At 46.5% G+C, this 19,410-nt stretch carries 8 protein-coding genes; 3 read left to right on the top strand and 5 right to left on the bottom strand.

Features of this window, described 5'->3' with window-relative positions; all coding sequences use genetic code 11:
* Positions 1-268 precede the first annotated feature (268 nt).
* A complete protein-coding gene (locus BSEL_RS04915; protein WP_013171899.1) occupies positions 269-4,561 on the top strand; it encodes a S8 family serine peptidase in 4,293 nt (1,430 codons plus the stop codon).
* Positions 4,562-4,755: 194 nt separating this feature from the next.
* Here BSEL_RS04915 and BSEL_RS16990 read toward each other — a convergent pair whose 3' ends face one another.
* Together BSEL_RS16990 and BSEL_RS16985 are read right to left on the bottom strand one after the other, a co-directional pair.
* On the bottom strand, positions 4,756-5,568 hold the full coding sequence (locus BSEL_RS16990; RefSeq protein ID WP_013171898.1) for a VanZ family protein: 813 nt from the start codon (positions 5,566-5,568) through the stop codon (positions 4,756-4,758).
* A 287-nt stretch (positions 5,569-5,855) separates the two neighbouring features.
* Positions 5,856-8,744 (bottom strand): VWA domain-containing protein, encoded by a 2,889-nt coding sequence (locus BSEL_RS16985; RefSeq protein ID WP_177304814.1) that lies wholly within the window; start codon positions 8,742-8,744, stop codon positions 5,856-5,858.
* A 149-nt stretch (positions 8,745-8,893) separates the two neighbouring features.
* Here BSEL_RS16985 and BSEL_RS04900 point away from each other — a divergent pair, with 149 nt between their 5' ends.
* Both BSEL_RS04900 and BSEL_RS04895 read left to right on the top strand, forming a co-directional pair.
* On the top strand, positions 8,894-9,517 hold the full coding sequence (locus BSEL_RS04900) for an Ig-like domain-containing protein (protein ID WP_013171896.1): 624 nt from the start codon (positions 8,894-8,896) through the stop codon (positions 9,515-9,517).
* Positions 9,514-13,308, top strand: coding sequence for an immunoglobulin-like domain-containing protein (locus BSEL_RS04895; protein WP_083769515.1), 3,795 nt, complete (start codon positions 9,514-9,516; stop codon positions 13,306-13,308). The genes BSEL_RS04900 and BSEL_RS04895 overlap by 4 nt, the downstream gene beginning before the upstream one ends.
* 207 nt (positions 13,309-13,515) lie before the next feature.
* On the opposite strand, the gene BSEL_RS16980 is transcribed toward BSEL_RS04895, so the two are convergent.
* The 3 genes from BSEL_RS16980 to BSEL_RS04875 are packed head-to-tail and all read right to left on the bottom strand — an operon-like array spanning position 13,516 to position 19,401.
* Positions 13,516-15,888, bottom strand: coding sequence for an RCC1 domain-containing protein (locus BSEL_RS16980; RefSeq protein ID WP_013171894.1), 2,373 nt, complete (start codon positions 15,886-15,888; stop codon positions 13,516-13,518).
* Between the two features lie 25 nt (positions 15,889-15,913).
* Complete coding sequence (locus BSEL_RS04880; protein ID WP_013171893.1) at positions 15,914-17,947, bottom strand: pectate lyase-like adhesive domain-containing protein; 2,034 nt, start codon at positions 17,945-17,947, stop codon at positions 15,914-15,916.
* Positions 17,948-17,976: 29 nt separating this feature from the next.
* On the bottom strand, positions 17,977-19,401 hold the full coding sequence (locus BSEL_RS04875) for a putative Ig domain-containing protein (RefSeq protein ID WP_013171892.1): 1,425 nt from the start codon (positions 19,399-19,401) through the stop codon (positions 17,977-17,979).
* Positions 19,402-19,410 lie beyond the last annotated feature (9 nt).

The following is a 19,410-nucleotide window of genomic DNA, read 5'->3' as shown; positions in this document are numbered from 1 at the left end:
ATTTTCCGGATTTCGAAACCGCTTTCGTTAAATATAATACAAAAACTTTTTCCAGTCAAGCGCTTTCATGTTATTTTCTTTTCATTTTTTATACTGATCCACTAATGTCAGGTGATTTGCGGTCCGCAATAAAATTTGTAAATTAGAAATAGTTTGAATAATCATTTGACAATTTACCATTTTTTATTTATATTTGTATCGAGTTGGAAGACTAAGCGTGAAGGGAGGCAAGTGTCTATCAAAATAAAATATCAGGGAGGAAACCCCATTGAAAACGTTAATTAAACGATCATCGGCAGTCAGCCTCACCCTCTTACTTCTTGCATCTTCTTTTGCACCATCCGCACTGGCCTCATTTTCACTCGAGGACGATCCTGTCTCATTTAAGGAAAATCAGCTAAACACTCACAGTAACGCGTTAGACCCGGACGAAAATGTCCGCGTCATCATCGAACTGAGCGAACAGTCTCCTGTTCAAAAAGCGACATCAGCAAACAGATCGTTCCAGGATCTATCTGTTCAGGAACAAACTGATCTCCAAAATGATGTCACAACCGAACAACAGTCGGTAAAAAACCAAATCAACAGCATGGATCTCGATGTCATTTACCATGAATCATTTTCCACCGTGATGAACGGCATGAGTCTCGAGCTCGCATTTGAAGATGTAAAGACGCTCGAACAGATGCCTTCGGTCCGAAGTGTTGAACTAGTCAATGAGTACAACCGTCCAGATGAGCGCATTGATATGTCTTCGAGTAATGAGATGACCAAAGCCATACATACTCATGAAAATTACGGTTATTTTGGTGAAGGTATGGTTGTGGGTGTCATTGATACGGGGGTTGATCCTGCGCACCAGGATTTTACACTCCCGAGTGATGCGGCAATGGCCCTCTCAGAAAATGATGTCACGGTATTTACCGGTCCTGGACAGTGGTTTTCTGAGAAAGTCCCATACGGATACAATTATATGGACAGCAATCATGAAATCCTTGACCTCGCACCTGACGCTTCCTCGCACGGTATGCACGTGGCCGGGACCGTTGGTGCCAACGGCGATCCTGATGAAGGAATAAGGGGTGTAGCTCCTCACGCACAGATTTTGGCACTGAAGGTGTTCGGAAACGACCCTGCCATCCCGACGACTTATGGTGACATCTATGTCAAAGCCATTGACGATGCTCTTGCACTGGGTGTTGATGTATTAAACTTAAGTCTCGGTGCACCGGCAGGTTTTGTTTCTGAAGCAAATCCCGAACAGCGGGCTGTGGAACGTGCCCAAGAAAATGGAGTGATCGTAACGATTTCTGCCGGTAATTCTGACGCTTTTGGGAGCGGCTTTATGGATATGCATCCGGAGTTTGGACAGGCTCTGCCAAAGCCTCCATCAGCTTCCAACCCTGATATTGGCGTTGTCGGTGCTCCATCGATTTCTGCGAATTCCTTCTCTGTTGCTTCTTCGGAAAACTCAGAACTCACCATGGATGCCCTTGAATACGAAGTGAATGACGAAACGGGCACCATGGTGTATGGCAGCTATTCCGAGGCCGATCCTGTTGCAACCCTCGACGGAGCAAAGGAAGTCGTGTTTGCCGGTTTGGGCGGATCGGAAGATTTCGATAACGTTGATGTCGACGGCAAGATTGCACTCATGATACGCGGTGAGTATACCTTTACAGACAAAACACTGAATGCACAGGCCAATGGCGCCGTTGCATCAATTATTTACAACAACGAAGCCGGAACCATTAATATGATGAGTGATCCGGACATCCAAATCCCGCATCTGTTTATGCTGAATGAAGATGGCACTCAGCTCGCTGAGTGGGTTACACAAGGCGAGGAGGTCTTGCTGTCATTTGATGGTCTGTCCGACTCCATCTTAAGTCCAACAGCCGGAGAAATGTCCGCTTTCACCTCATGGGGACTGACACCCAACTTGGACTTCAAACCTGAAGTAACCGCTCCGGGTGGAAATATCCTGTCTACGCTCCAAGGTGGCGAATACGGTCTGATGAGTGGAACGTCTATGGCAGCTCCCAATGTGGCCGGAGCCTCTGCACTCGTCCTCGAACGTATCCATGAATCCATGGATCTCGAAGGACCTGCCAGATCTTCCATGGTCAAAACCATGCTGATGAATACTGCAGTTCCTAAAGTGGACCTCGGGTACACTAACACGATGACCGACTTCACCTCCTATTACTCAGCCAGGCGTCAGGGGGCTGGTGACATCGACATTCACGCAGCAGTATCTACTCCCGCAACGGCTGTTGAGAGCGATTCCGGAGAAGCAAAAGTTGCTTTGCGGGAATTCGAAGATGAAGCGTCTATTTCGATCACCATAACCAATCATGAAGAGAGCGAACTTGTTTATGATCTCGATGCTTCTGTTCAGACAGATATGGTCTTCCAAGATCCAGCCTACGGTTTTCAGCTGGGCGGAGATATGTTTACACTCGAAGCAAGCCCGCTTGAAAACGTAGATATCATATTCTCCGATAATGGTGAACACGTCAATGAGATTACTGTTCCAGCCGGAGAAACTGCAGAACTGACCATCGAAATGAACCTTACTGACGCCATGACGTATGATGCTGCTTCACAGTCTTTTATTGATGTTGAAGAAGCGTTTGAGAACGGCTACTTCGTCGATGGCTTTATCTGGCTCCATGATCAGTCCGATGAGTACCCGTCACTCAGTCTGCCGTTTGCCGGTTTCAACGGAGATTTTGGTGCCCTTCCGATCATCGATTCTCCGATTTACAGCGATGTCGGTGATAGTTACTATGGGTACACATCTTTAATCAACGAAGCTTTTGAATTTCTCGGCAACGATCCATTGACAGAGCTTGAAGGTGCAGAAGATCGTGCAGCATTTAACCCTGATTTAACACCGGTTATACCTGTCGTATCTCTGTTACGAAATGCAAAATCCATGAAATTTAATATTCTTGATGATGAAGGCAACCATTTACGCACACTGCGAACCGCCAGAAACCAAGTGAAAAATTATTTTGACGGAGGTTTAGCAGATCCATTCCACATATTTGAAAGCGCTGCGTGGGACGGAACAACCGGTGGTGAACGCGTTGAAGATGGCTGGTATTATTATCAGATAGCTGCCACACCGGACTTCCCGGATGCGGATGAACAACATCTGAATCTGCCCGTCTTCGTAGACACAGAAGCACCGGCATTGGAGATTACTTATTCTGAAGATGATGCCGCCCTGACTTGGATAACAGAAGACGATGGCTCAGGAGTTTCACATGTCGATATATATCTGAATGGCGAGCTTTATGCAGACACCATTCCGCCAACGACGAACCTCCATGAGTTCGAAGATTCCCTTCCTGAAGGATCTGTTCTTTCGGTCAGATCTTATGACTATGCCGGTAATCAGGCTGTTGAACGCACCGGAATTGATGACGGAAATGTACCGTATATTTACCTCATCGAACCGGATCTGCTCACCGGTTATAATGACAGTCATGTTTCATTTAACGGGTATATTGAATCCGCCGTAGATCTGGATTCCTTCACCATCGAAGGAACAGAAGTCCAGATCACTTGGAATTCCGACGAGAATGCCTATTTGTTTGATCACGAAAAAGAACTCGACGACGGCGTCTACGATTTTCGTTTCGCCGCGGTCAATGAACTTGGAACGGACATTTCCATATCCAGAAAATTTATGGTCGATACCACAGATCCGATCCTGACACCTTCCATTGATTCCACGACTGTTGCTTATGAAACCGGCAACTATGAACTCGACGTGGAAATGGAAGACAACTTCGATGAACTTCGCCTCTATCTTGATCAGAACGAAGTGTTCGCTCACGAGTTTGAACTTCCAGCTGAAAAACGCCATTTCAACGAAACCGTCACTCTCGATCTTGATCTGGATGTGGGAATGAACACTTTCCATCTCGCTCTTGAAGACATTACCGGTAACACGGTTGAAAAAGTGATTGAGATTGAACGACTTGCTGTAGGCGTTCCACTTATGCCATTTACCGATATAAAGGAAAACTGGGCTGAAAACTATATCGTCAAGCTTGCCCGTCAATCCATTATTGGCGGCTATCCGGATGATACGTTCCGACCGGGCAACCAGATTACACGAGGTGAGTTCATCTCGCTTCTCGTCCGCTCAATGAACATTTCACCTTCAGACTCTGAATCACCTTTCACCGATACCCACGGTGTTCTTGAGGCCGAAATTGTCGCAGCTTACGAGAATAATCTGATTCAAGGACGCGCTGACCAGACGTTCGGTCAGGATGAGCCATTAAACAGACAGGAAATGGCCATTATGATCGTTCGCACGCTTATCGCACAGGGTTTTGTCGAACTCAACCTTGATCTCGAAACCGACTACACCGACCAAAACGAAATTGGTGCAACAGCCCTTCCATACGTCGCCATGGCTAAAGAACTCGGCCTGATGGAAGGCACCGGTTCAGGGGCATTTGCTCCTGAAGGTCAAGCCCTCCGCGACCAGGCCGCCAAAGTACTCTTTTACTATTACTTCGGATCAGATGAAGACTGAATAATCTCCGCCTTGTGGTGTAACTCTGTTACAAGGTTCAGCTAAATCAAAGCAGCCTCTTCCCCTCTTAATCAAGGGAAGAGGCTGCTTATATTTCTTATTACTTTTGTGCCTGACTGCTTCGTCAATCAGAGCAGTGGACTTCTCTCGACCAACTTCTGTGATTAGATCTCCTCAATAATCTCTTGCCTGATTCAGCGATGTTTTCTTGTTTCTTTATCTGGCTTTCTCATGAGGGGTGATAATAGTAGGGCAAGACAAACCCCGAAAAATCCACCAGCTGTATCGAGAATAACATCTTCGACAAGCCCGGACCTGTCAGGATTGAACGACTGTTGAAACTCATCCAGGCTTCCCGCTGTGATGACCAGGACCATTGCCAAAACAAACCCCAATCCTTTCCTTCCCGCTGTCGCATAAACTGCCCTGAACATGAAGAAAGCAAGTAAAGCGTACAAAACAAAGTGCGCGGATTTACGGAAGAGAAAATTCAGCAATCCCTCCATTCCATAATTCTCGAGCGTGACGTGTCTGCCTGCATAGTGAAAATCAATCCAGTTTAAAAAAGAAACCGCGTAAGAAGACAAACCGGCACCGCTGATCACAGAAGCAATCTCTTCCGAGGCAAGCACGAGCACGCTGGTTCCGAGTAAAACCAATATCAGAAAACCAAGCAGCGACAGTCGAACCAGTTTTTCTTTCGTCGTTCTGTTCTTTTGAAAGGTATTCCTCACGAACAAAATGCCAAAGACGATAAGACTCAGCATGATCATGATCACCGGAACAGTGTGCTCTCTCAAAGCCAATACGAGCATTTCACGGATTTGAATCAGCCACTCCGCAATCCGTCCTCCTTGAGTGTATAAGTAATCCCTGTCTGTCATTCTTCTCAGCACAGGGCGGATATCCTGTTCGGATGCCGGTTGAAATGATGCATAAAAAATCAAAAACAGAATCAACGCAGGCGGAAAATAATACATAGTTACAAGTTCTGTACGTTTCTTCATTTTTTTCGGTCTCCTTCTGAGTCAGCAAATTCTCATCCCATTTTCATCAGTTTATCAGAAAATGGGTGTCGTAACACAGTGAACAGAAGATCAATGAGGGTTTTGAATAAGAATACCTGTCTTTTCGTTAATTACAATGGCGATCGTCTTCAATACATATTCCCCTATTTCTTGAGCAAGACTGTCAGTTCCTCTGCAAATTAAAGAAGACCCGAACCCTTCTCAATGCAGAAAAGGTTCGGGTCTTCTCGGACTGTTTTACACTAGAATTAAATGGCTCCGTATGCTTAATCAAACTCAATTTGCAAATACTGCGGACTGTAGTGACTCAAGATATTATTGAAAAGGCCCTGATTCTCAAACAGCGTGTCCAGTCTGTATGACTGGCTGAACAAGTTGCCTCCAGTGAAATTGATCGGATACACAACCGGGAGCTTCTCCAGCTCATCTCCCGCTGAATTACGGGCTGTGATCTCAATAAAATCACCATTCTGCAAAGTCAGGCTGGATTGATTCAAAGCAAATCGACCGGATGATTCCCTCGGTACTTGTATCACTTGACCATTATTAATCCTGATTTCAATGCTTTGAACGACCGTACTTGTATTAATATAACCTGTGCTTCCCTGCGGTGAAGCTGTCGGATTAAATGCTGTTGACTGAATATAATATCCTGGAACGAACACTCTGAAATCGGACGGAGTAAAAGTCCTCAGAAGACGATCATAACGATTGTGATCTCCAAAGAAATGCTGAAGATGGTTAATCCCGCTCATCGCCTGATTTTGCCCATCCACCGTGATCGCTGTTCGGGCAGTATACCCACCATCTTCCGTCATGACCTCAACCGTCGCCTGGCCCTGACCTTGAGGCACGATTCGGCCATTCGGACTGACTGTGACTACACCCGTGTCACTCGATCGCCAGCTCAACTCCTGATTCTCTGCATTTTGAGGCGTGATCGACGCCTGAAGCTGTTTCGCTTCCGGGATCATCACTCCTCGGCCCATATCAACAAAATAATGAGCGCTATTCGCCAGCTGAACGCCTGTTACCCGGTCTCCACTACCCTCTCTGATGACCTGAAGCTCATAAACTTCAGTTTTACTGCTGTCTCCCGCAGCAACCACTTCAATAATGACTTCAGCTTCACCGGAACGGTTGAAGCGATTCCCAAGCACATTTACACCTGCATTGGGATCCAACGGGACGGCGTTCACTATGATCTCCCCAATTGAGGAATGTACGTTTCCGGGGATCACTTGATTTAGAAACAGGCGCTGATTAACAGGTTCGTCGAAAATCGTTTTCCCGTTTAACGTGAGGCTCTGAAGGCCTGTTTCAAGAGATTTCTCCGTCTCTACCAGTTGATTCCATCTGAAGTTGACATTGCCATCAATGCTGTAATCAAACAGCGTGCCTGAGAGCTCCAAAATATTAAACCCGGATGCACGACCTTCTATTTCCGCACCCTGATTTCGCTCTCCCGTGAGGATGACACGGTGATTGTCTGCGGCTGCAAAATTAAACCTGCTGAAATCATCGGCATACTCTGTAAACCTGTCTGATTGGATCAGATGGTCTTCTCTGTCCCCCTCGGTCTGAAACAGCCCGCCGACCCTCAAAATTCCGCCTGTCAGATGCGCCGGATCTGACACATCCTGATTTAAATGGATATATTCTCTCTCTTTTGTATTACGCCTGCTGTTCACAATAAAATTCCCTTTAACGTCAACGAAATCTGCATTGGGGATCATCATATCAAGTGAAGCATTCGCAGGTTCATCCGCTGCGTATCCACCTTCGTCATGAATCATGGTCAACCATCCATCATTCCAAATATAATCACTCTCTGAAACAACATGGCCACGGTTGACATAAAACTGACCGCCATCCTGTATAATTCTTCCTGCCTCTATATAGCCGTTATTTGCATTCAACCTTAACGCCTTCTCTTCGTTTTCTGAAGCCAAAGGTCCTCCATCAACATAGAGAAATCCGGAAACAAATAACGACCCTCCTCCTGTATCAAAATGTCCCCTTTGAACGAATTCTGTTCGATCCGTGGCAAACCCGGTACGCATCGTTCCTCCTTCAAGCAAAATGCTGCCCTCTTGTACAACATGATTCGCAGACTCGAATGTCCTGCCCGCAAGCCTGAGTGTACCTAGAACCCCCTGATGATAATGGCCCTCAACCCGAATTTCTGCCGCGTCCCCGCGGTAAGGGCCATTAATGACGATATTACCATCCTGCACAAGATCTTCTTTTACATGCATCCGGCTGTCATTCAGGTGAAGAAGAGAATCAGTATCCTGATCAACTCCACCTGCTGTAATTTCACCCTCTACTGCCCTCAATGATGAACAGTTTGCCAAGACAAGATCCCCGCCTACTTCAAGATTGTAGCCGTTCAAGTTCATTCGGGTCCCTTTTGTGATTTCAAGATCCCCTTCTGTCGAAAAATGATCAGTCAACGTCCAATCACTGAATATCTGTGGAGATCTCATTCCCTCGAGACTGCTGCGTATATCTTGAAGGACACTTTCGATGACAGTAGCGTTCGGTACCTGACGGTATTGCCCTCGCGTCTGATCAGCTATATCCTGAAGAAGAGCCTCATCAAGACCAGTTGCCAAAGACCCGAGACCCAACGTAAAGATGGTGATCCCGTTCATTCTGGCCTCTCTCACCTGATTATAAACCTCTGCGAGATTAATTGTATCCGCTCCGTCTGTAATGAGAACCATGATCTGTTTGTTTGCACCTTTAGTCTGAACGAATTGTTCATTGGCAGCACGCATCCCCTGAGAGAGATCCGTCCCTCCGGAAGGATCTGGAAGTGCGGATAAAGCATCGAGCAGATCGTACCTGTTATCAGACATCTCCTGAAGCATGTCTGCTTCGGTATTAAAAGAAATGATTCCGCCGCGATCCCCCGGCAACATATTTTCTGCGTAATCTGAAACTGTGGATGAACGGATGCTATCCGTGTCATCCAAATTGACTGTCCCAGAGTTATCAAGAACAAACATGAGATCGAGTCCTGCTCCAGGCTGGCAATAATCCACACCAAACTGACCTGTTTCAGAAGCACCTGTGTGACTGTTTCCAAGCCCTGCCGTTGTAATCAGGACGATCATAAAAAAGAGGAAAACCTTATGTATGCTATTCAATTTCTCCCACTCCCAACCGATATAATAGACGGAACCAGTACATTGCATATTCTGCACCCTGACTTACTGGTAAAGCAGGGTGTTCCAGATTGACCACGGCGTTTCAACAGCGAGGCATTACTATAACAAATAATGGAGGACCACCTATCATGATCCATGTTAAAAAAGGCATTACAGTTGCCGCACTTTTCTCAGCCCTGATCATCGGAGCCAACTTCAGCTCCGCAGATGAAGTCATAACGACCGATAATCCAATGAAAACCTGGACGATCGAATTCTCTGATGATGTTGACACTGATTATATCGACACATCTTCTTTAAATGTAAAGGATCAAGCAGGAAATAAAATCGATTTTTCTGTTGAAACCGAAGATCACCTCGTCAAGATCACTCCCAATACAAGCTATCGGTCTGAGGACATCTATCAAATATCCATTTCCGAAGAGGTCCGATCAACATCCGGTAAAACGCTTGAATCACCCTACACGAGATACTTTGTCTACGAACCTTCTGCACCAGATGCCACTGCAGAGGTCAGCGTTCAATCAAACCCGGAGCTCTCGATCATCACAGTGGATGTGCATGAAAGCGGAACAACATCAGCTTCATACACCCTTAACGGTGAGACCCGGCCACTGAACCCCAGCGCTCCGGGGCAGTTCAGCACCGGCTATACTGGTGAAATCAACGGCGGATCAAGACTCGAAATCACTTTGTATGACAGCGCCGGTAATCCAATAGCCGACTTTACGCATGACGTGAAAGGAGAATGATGATGATTGAAAAACTGAACATAAAATGGCTAAGCATTCCTGTGATCCTCATCCTGCTTGCTCCTTTTGCCGTTCTCGGCGATACATATGACTATGAGCTAAATAGCATTTCTCTCACAGATGACTTTGAAGGGGAAGTAAGTATCACGTCCACTTTAATCGAAAAGGACGAAAATAATAACGAGAATGAGAATGAGAACGACAGTGAAAATGACAACGAAAATGGTAATGGCGAAGATCCGCCAGAAACAGAAGAACCTTCGACTGATGTCACAATCGAACTCCGTTATTCTCCTGATACGGAAGTGATTGTAACAGATTTCACTACAGTTGAAACGATTACTGAAACCTACTTCCCCGAGGATAATGGCGGTACAATCCGATTCGCTTTCAATCAAACCGCTCGTCCAGGGGTCTATTATGCCCGTGCATCGATTGAAGGCTCAGAAGTTGAGAGTGACGAAATCATCATCAGGGACGAAAGCCCCCCTGTCATCAATCTTGATTTTGACTCTGACAGTATTCTGTCAACGGCGTCAGAAGATGATTTTACAGCGTTTTTGACCGATGGCTTTCAAGTAACACTCGGAAATGGTCTGACTTATTCCTATGACCAGATCACCGGTAATCTCCCTCCTTTTTTAGGGAGCTATGACTTAACTTATGACGACAGCATGATGGGCCTTGCCGGAAGCTACACCGTTGAATACACCGCTTTGAACAATGCTGAACCCGGCTCACCGAAAACCGAAGATACTGTAACAAGAGCAATCACCATACTCCCGCCCCCTTTATCTGTTCAAGAAGTCTTCAATACATGGGAGTCTGCGAAAGAGACAGGTGAGCGTGATTTACAGGTACTCTTTGACAACCCGTTTGGGGGATTCACTTTCACGAGACCTGTTGAAAACGTCAAAGAACAAACGGCTACTGTAAGGGTATTATCAGAGGGGAACGAAGTGATTCACCAGTTCACTGATTCTTCATTAAATCCTTTGGAAACCCGCCATGTTGTAAACAGACTGATTCCAGGAACGTACCGTCTTCAGCAGATCGTCAACGGTGAAGAGAGCGCTATAAGCGACCCCTTTACTGTAACCGATACAACTCTTCCTTACTTCATTGTTGACGGTAATATATTCGTAAGTGGTCCTGACGATATTGAGGAGGGAAGAAGGGAATTTATCAAACCATCCCTTTTCACAGAATTCGATGATGAGCTTACGAGAGATAACTTCCTGGCCGGTATTACCGCAAGAGACAATCTTGACAGGGAAATTAACAGAAGTGAGATTGTCATCGACGACAGTAATATTGACTATACTTCTCCTGGCCGTTACGAAATCACTTATACGGTGATGAGCAGTTCAGGCAATGAACAAACCGTGTCCCGTAACGTGTTTGTCATTCCCCCGCCTCCGAATGCGATCGGGACACTCGCCGAAATTGGTCGCGTAGATGTCACACAGGTTATCACCGGTTTCAATGCAAATCTGTATTTGTACCGCTATCAGGTGACAGGTTCGGACAGTCTTCTTTATCCGTTTATCGACGGCGCGGAGGACAGTACCGGTACATTTGACAACTTTGATATCCGCCGGGAAGACACAGAAACAACGTTCAACTTTTTCCCTTCAGGCTTTGATGATGAAGGACAGATACCCGGATTCATTAACAATCGCCTTGAACCCGGAAGCTATTATGTTCGTCAGGTGATCAAAGTGGAGGAGACACAGGTTACCGACGGCGTGACGGAAACAGAAGATGTCATTCTGAAAAGTCCCCGTTCTAACATCGTGGACATCCTTGAACAATCACAGCCGATGATCTCCCTTCTTGGAGAGCGTTCATACAGCTTTGTATACGACACAGATGTTTCATCTATATGGAACAATAATACATTCAGTGATCCTGGTGCGGTCATTAGCGATTACCTCTATGGCGACAATATACAAGCCCTTATTGGTGACGAGAATTATGACGTCCGCTTTGAAATCACAAAGAATGGAAGAAGACTCACAAGTGAGAACGACCTGTCTTCCTTCAGCTGGCCTGATGACACACTCGATCCCGGTAACTACACTCTGACGTACCTGTCGACTGTACGGACAAACAATGAATCTGCCCCTGTCAGTCGTTCTGTTACTGTTGCACCTTATATCATTGAAGATGACGCAATTTCAGTTGAAAGCAGCAATATCACCATTGGCCGTGACGGAATGTTCCCGGGAACTCAAACCGAAATCACTCTTTATAATGCGAATAACCAAATCATTGACAGACAAATACCACATCCTGGTGAATCCGCCGTCTTTGCCGGTATTCCCTCAGGTTCCGGTTATTACGTAACGCAAACCGTCAACGACGTCGAAAGTGCACCATCAGATCCTATCCGAGTCAGACGTCACAGTATCGAACCTGTTCTTCATACACTGACCATCAATACGAATCAATTCCGGATTAACAGTGTTATCACTCAAGATGAAGCCAATCGGCAAATCAAAATCCAAATTCCGGAGCGTTATTTGGCTGGTTCAGATACGATTACCGTGGATGCTGAAGCCCTTTTTGACGGTGATTCCATACAAATCGGAGACAATATCTACCGCGAAAGCTTAAGCCGCTTTCAATTGGAATTAAATGTTCGTGAACATATTGAGCTCACTGTAAAGAATGAAGCAGGATCAGCCGATTATCGATTGCAAGTCGAACCGGTCAATGTGCCCGGCCCAGCAGAGTGGGAAGAATCAAGCTATTACCATCAGTTAATCGGTTCCGTATTTCAATCGCCGCTTCTCAGATCTCTACAGTTCCTCAGAAATCAGGGACTGCATGCAGTGATTCATAATACTCAAAATCATTTATCCGTGAGAATCAATAACGATATCATTCAGCAGGCCGCACCCGGTCAAGAAGGAAATATCCGATTCTATACTTTGCCTTTCCGACCTCAAGCGCCAGACTGGTATCAGGCCGTTGACAGGGCATTCGAGCTTCGTTGGCCAACAGATAATCAGCCGTTTATCCAACCCGCGGAACTGGCCAAACAGTCGGATGATCCTGTCTCGCTCGTTCGGATCGACGCTGTTCAGTCACCAGTACAGGCCACTGCATTACCCGGATATCACGATCGAACAACAATCGACGGAAGTTATGCAGCGTTAAACAGTTTCAGCTCGTATGCCTGGATCGATAACTCTCATATTCCGCGTTTGCCTGTCATCACAGGTACAGGCCCATATCAGGTATTGAATCGTGAACCCGAAACTGCCTATTACTGGACTCAGGATTCCGCACAAATTGACTTTGTACGAAGCAAGTTCCATCCAAAAGCAAACGGGTACAGTATTCGCACAGGAAAGAACCCTTCCAGTGAATGGAACCTGGTCACAGGTGAGAACTTTGCTGTTCCAGAAGACAAGACAGTGTACCTTGTCGCAAAAAGAGAGGGTTTATTCAGCACTGTACGGGCATTCAACACTCCGGAACCTGAAAGAAAAGAAGCAGATGCACCAGTAGAAGCTGACAAGATATGGACAATTGAGCTGAATGGCCCAATCAGTCGCCACACGCTGAATGACCGTTTCATTTACGTGGAAAATACAACAACTGGTGACCGAAAACCTGTTACACTCACGGTAGACGACTCCGCGCAGCATATTCAGGTCATTCCTAAGACGCCTTATTCACGTGGTGAAGAGTACCGGCTGGTTGTTGACCATACCATCATGGAAGAATACAGCAGAAATCTGTCAGCAAATCTGATTCATTTTTATTTCACAATCCGTTGAATGCCTGATCCCTAAATAATAACCCTTGTTTCTAAACCCCAACATATATTTTAGAGCCTATATTCAGGAACCGAAAAAGGTCGATCAACTCCAAAATTGGATGTTGATCGACCTTTTCTCTTCGTTTCTTAAAAGTGACAAGGTTTGATTGGCTATGGATAAAACTGTTCTTTTACAAAGTATTGAAAAACACCCGAAACGGTGAAATCAGTTCAATGGCCGAACAACAAATCTCATCATTCCTGGCTCAACCAGATTCCACCCGAAATCATTTTGAAGCCCCTCTTCAATCATAAGGAAATAAGTCGCTCCAGCTTCATAAGTAAAGCTTCGAGTGAGCACAATATCCAGTTCATCAGGCCTCGACCCCGGTCTCACTATTGCATCTCTGACTCGTTCCCCACGCCGATTCATCACATAGACATGATCTGTCGATATGGTTTGCGAATTCAGTGCGGTATTGAAACGGATCGTCCATTCTTTATCTGGTGCTACATTCGTACGGTCACCGAGATTTTCGTATCCTGCTTGCGGGAAAGACACATCAGATGATGAACCGGTCACTTCAACAGTCATCATCGCTATTTTGCCACCAACTTCCGCAATGATAACGGCTGAACCTCCTGAAACCCCCCGAACCGTACCGGTCTGTGTGACTGATGCGACGGCAGGGTTACTCGATTCCCATTGTATGCTTCGATCCGTCGTATTCGCAGGCTGGAGTTCAACACGAACCGGAAACTCTTCTCCCACCCGGAGAGGTTCAGGAAAACCGGAACGGATCACAATCGATTCCACAGGTACCGTTACCTGAGTCTCGTCCGTCACATGAAAGAAACTGCGACTGTTACCCGTCACCGCATGCGTTTCGAATTGCGGGTTAAGCGGATCAACAATTTCTCTTCGATCCCCATTTTGGTCATACACGACAAAACGGTAAAAATGTTGTCCATCATCCATGGAGACGGTCTTTGTCCATGTATGATGTCCGCTCATTTGCAGAGGCTCTTCCGTCCAGTTATTGAAGCTGCCTGTGACCATCACCCTGCCGGTCTGTGCTTCCCGCTCAAAGAGCCGGTCCCGATCATGCCTGCTTGAATAATGAAACGTCACATGACGTCCATCAAGTTCAGGACTCAAATGTGAGAATTCCTCCACCTCGATGACATTAAAAGGGTCTCCTGAACGATTTACTGTTCTCCGGTGATTCAGCATGTCGACTTTCCATCGATTGTCTGCACGAAACCCGTAAAAATGTTCCCCTTCAGGGAGTGTCATTACGGCTTCCCACACAGAACCGTTCGGCTCCAGTCTCTCGAGTTCAATCGGGTTATACTGATTAAAGCTGCCCACAACCTGCACTTCTCTCGCCTGTCCAACATAGCGAAAGATCACTTCATCTCCTTGTACATACGGATAAAAAGGATATTGACGAACGGAGTCGATTCCGCCGACCCGTTGCATCACCTGGTTCTGAGTTAACGGATCCGTTTGCCCTGGCGTCCATCTGTAGACGTTCCCATTCGTCCCAACGGCATAAAGATCACGCCGGGCCGAGACCGATGCCATTTCATGCTCTGAATCCATCTTTTCCGGATTGACTGTAAACTGCGGATTTGTGCCTGCCGTCTGTCTTCCCCAGTGATACAGCTCTCCACTCTCCGTCACGGCAACGGAAAGATCAGCACCGGCTTCGATGACTGTAACATCTGTAAGTCCACTGATGACAACAGGTTCAACATGATCGTTTCTTCCGCTTTGTCCAATTTGACCATAGTCATTTCTTCCAAAACCGAGAACGGCACCAGTGTTCCTTGTCAGAACGAGAGAGTGATTTTCTCCTGCTGAAACAGATACAATTTCCGGAATCCCGGAAATCACTTCGGGATTAGGGTTATTCTCCACGGTTTGTCCAGTGCCGGCTTTACCGTATCTTCCTGACCCCCATGAATAGACATTCCCTTCATCGTCAAGCGCCATGGCATGCTCAAACCCGGCAGATACCTGAACGATTCGCGGTTCTTCGAGATCTGTGATTCGTTCGGGTGTCGCGATCGTTCCCCCGACTGAACCGTGACCGCCTTTTCCAAATGCATTGCTTCCCCACGACCATACATTCCCACTGCCGTCGAGCGCAAGCGAGAAATCACTGCCTGCAGAAACCGCAATGATATCAGTGAGCTCACTAATCACTGTCGGATTACTGACCGAGGCCGCATTCGAATAAAGACCCAGCTGCTCCTGATTGTTTGCTCCAAAACTCACCACAGTTCCGTCCTTCATCAAAACCAGACTGTGATGCGCTCCGGCACTGACAGAGACGGCGCCGTCAAGAAAACCGCCATTGGACTGATGAATCCGACCAGGCGTTGATCCGGGTGGTCGCTCACCAAGCTGACCTCGTGTTGAAGAGCCAAATCCCCAAACAGAACCATCCCGTTTCAGAATCAGCGTGTGGTTATCACTTGTGGACACGCTGTCTTTCGTCATGAAACTTCCTTTCACATCCATCTCAAAATAAAGGTTCACCGCTATAAATACAATCAAAAATAACCCGGTTACCCGTAAAAATATTCCCATTCCTTACTTCCCCCTCAAATGAAAATCAATTTATTTCGATTGTGAGGTCCACCGAGTAATTCAGCCGATCACCGCTGTCACTGCGACCCTCAAAGGTGAGTTCATAAACACCCCGATCCGGCATCTGTCCATCTTCGTTTCGGATCCGCAGGTAGCTGTTATCTGCGTTCCAGGAGATCTCCACATTTGGAGGAATATTTGTTCCGGTCAACGACCAGCTGATATTGGACTGACCGAAAAACATGTTCGTTCCATTACTCAGGGTCACTTCCTCAATTCGAAGAACGCGTCCTTCCGACCAGTTTCTTTGAGAATCCATCACACTGAATTGTCCGATCTGAGCCTCATCAAAAATGAGGTCCGTTACTCCCTTTCCGTAAATACCTCCGATTGACCCGTCATTTTCATAATCAATGAACGTGTTCTCTCCATATACATAAACACTCTCGATGTGGCCACCATTACCAGCAATCACCCGGATGTCATTGGAAAAAATGTCTACTCGGTGATTTGCTTTCGTCTGAACATAAAGCCCTCTGTGATCATTCGCCTCCAAAGAAGTGTTACCGCTGATCACCACTCGAACAGCCTCTCGTGCTGTCACATCCACATGCCGCGCTTCAACATCGTGAAGGTATACTGACCGCTCACCGGCCGATCGGATATCAATGCCACCCGTCACAGATACATCATCCAAGATCATAATCCCGTTTAAACCCGTGTGGATCGTGAGTTCACTGGTCTGAGAACCGTGATCGATATTTATGTTCCGAAAGGCCATTTGCCTTGATCCACTGCCGTCGCCCGCGCGCAGATCACGGACCCCCAGCGTATGGCCATTCCCATTCACCGTCACATCTTTTTTGAACACGAGAGGCGGTGCACCCGATGGCGGGTTGATATCCTCTGTGAGATTAATGGTCGTAATTCCCGCTGCATCTACCGCTCTGAGCAGTTCTTCATAGCTCGAGACATCCCTGCTGTTCAAACGATTCGTATATGAGACACCAAGCCGGTTCAACTCACCGACAGGAACGAGTGAAACCACTTCCTCAAGCAGCTCAGGATCTTCCATCATCTCATACAATGTATATGTTTCTCCGAAATGATCAGGGATATCACCAATATAATCGTTCACGATAAAATCATCACTTTTATCCCTGACACTCAGCCTGAACGAGCGGGTCTCAAGATATCGTCCATGCGCATCATAGGCATCCAGCCGAATCTCATTGGCACGGAACTGTTCGGGATTAAGATTGCTCTCTCCTTCATCAAACAAATCGGCCTCAAGCCCGGCCTGTCCGGTCGTAAAACCATTGAACCCGCCGATGTTTCTTCTGGCAAGTTCCCTGTCATACTGATTGTTCCCTGCACCAAACTGAAGCTTAATCCTTTCCACGTCGTCTTCTGCAGCAATATCGATATTCGTTAAAGGCCGCAAACGGGCCGACGATTCAATGCCTTCATAACGGTGTATAGTTTCAATCTCCGTCATGTATACGGGGGGAATATGTATATTCACTTCCCTGGGCGAATTCGAGGACAGTACATTTCGATTCACTGCTGCTTCTGTACTGTCAATAAAGATGGTCTTAAATCCTGGCAAGATGTCATCCATCGAGAACGGAAGCCGATAATCTTCGACAGGAAGAGGAGGGTGCCCGTCAGTTAAAGAGCCTGCCGGGATCACTAACTCCTGCTCGCAGCCGTCTCCAAACTCACACGTGTAATCAAGAAATGAATCCCTTGACACATTTGAGAAATACACAGTCAGCGTTCTCCCATCTGATTCGGCCCCTTTAATTATTCCCGGCGATGATGCCTTAATCAATGGTGCCTCATCATAATCAAAGGGCTTGATGTCATAAGAAAACGTGACGTTCATTTTGTTTAATGTGCCAATCTGATTAAATGTGCTGGACTGATCCTCTTCGAATGAATACGTATAAGGCAAATCCGACGTCGCGCCCGGTGCAAGGGCAAAAGCCACAAAAATCACCAGTGAAGACATAATCAGTGCCAAGAACGGCTTTAAACCGCGATTCTTATTCATCATACTTTTTCACCTTCTTTCCTTCCTGTCTGTCAGGGCAGTTCGAGAACCTGAACATCGATGACTACACCAAACTGGTTATAGGCAATCAGTTCAACCTGTTCTCCGCTTGTCAGTTTCGTCGTAGCCAGACTGAATTTGCCTTCTCCTTCGTAATGCATCAGACTACCTGCAAGTTCAACAGCATGGGTTTCATCACTTGCGGTCAGTTCGAATGTATGAATCCCGAGAATATCCGGCCGGTCAGTGATGTCATCAATGGCAATATGCTCCTGCTCACTGATAAACACCTGGATTTGTAAGGGAATTCCGAGATTTGTTATCTTTCCAGAAATCACATAAGATCCTGCCTGATCGAAGACGGGAATCTCCCAGCTCACTTCTTTATCTTCCACGCGACCGTCGTCGTAGGTAACTTCCACCGACTCCGGCAGGTTCACATCATCTCCCGTTGCAGCACGGACCGTATTGAATTCTTCAATATGCTTAATCGAAGTTTCAACGGTAGTAAACGTCACCGTCACACTGTCCTCATTTCCAATACGGTCTGTGACAGTGATAGAAACCTGTGCATTTCCCACTCTGGACGGTGTTCCAGTCAATCTGCCGTCACTGCTGAGAGTTAAACCTGTCGGGAGACGGCCGGAACTGACTCCCCACTCCAGGGGCTCTTGTGCATGTTCAACCTGGAGCTGAAAGCGAAACGGCTTCCCCTGTAATATCGTTGTTGAAGACAAAGGCACAACCGACATGACACTGTCTCTGTTTCCTGACAGATATTCAAGCAGGATATCAACATCTGCAGTATTCAAACGGTTATCCCCATTTAAATCCGCGGCACGAAAAGCATCCCCCGTCAGCTCTTTTTCGCCAATGGCATGCTGCAACACTTTCACTGCCGTTCCTGCATTTGCACGCCCCATGCCGTTTATATCTCCTGGACCATCACCATAAATGATCCTGCCATTTGTTATACCCGGTTGAAAGGAGCTTCCTTGATTATTCCGTAAAGCCTCCACACCATAAATGGAAACCGGTGTTTCTTCGCCAAGATAAAATGTGTGGGTTCTTTCCCTCTCAAAGTGCAGATAACCAACGGTCCAGTCCGTTTTATTCCTGTCCGTCTGCTTAACCGCATCATTGACCTCGAGTATGAGCCTTTTTTCATTGTTCACTCTCGACATAACCGTAAAATCCCTGCCATCAAACCGTCCGGCTGGTTGAAACTCCCGGAACTGATAACCTTCATCACTTCCTGGCAGGCTGATTTCAATTCTCGCGTCGCTCAAATATGCCACATCCCTGATCACAATCGGAACATGAATCTGATCACCTTTTGAGATGACATCACCCAATACAACCCTGGCATCATTCCCAGCATATGTATAAAATGGAATTATCAACATCATTGCAATCAGCATAGCAGCAAGCAACAAACGTCTCTTTATCATGAACATACCTTTTGT

The organism is [Bacillus] selenitireducens MLS10, from assembly GCF_000093085.1.
GTDB classification, from domain to species: Bacteria; Bacillota; Bacilli; order Bacillales; family Salisediminibacteriaceae; genus Salisediminibacterium; species Salisediminibacterium selenitireducens.
Note: the sequence above shows the minus strand (reverse complement) of the source record. Positions and strands in the feature narration are given on the sequence as shown.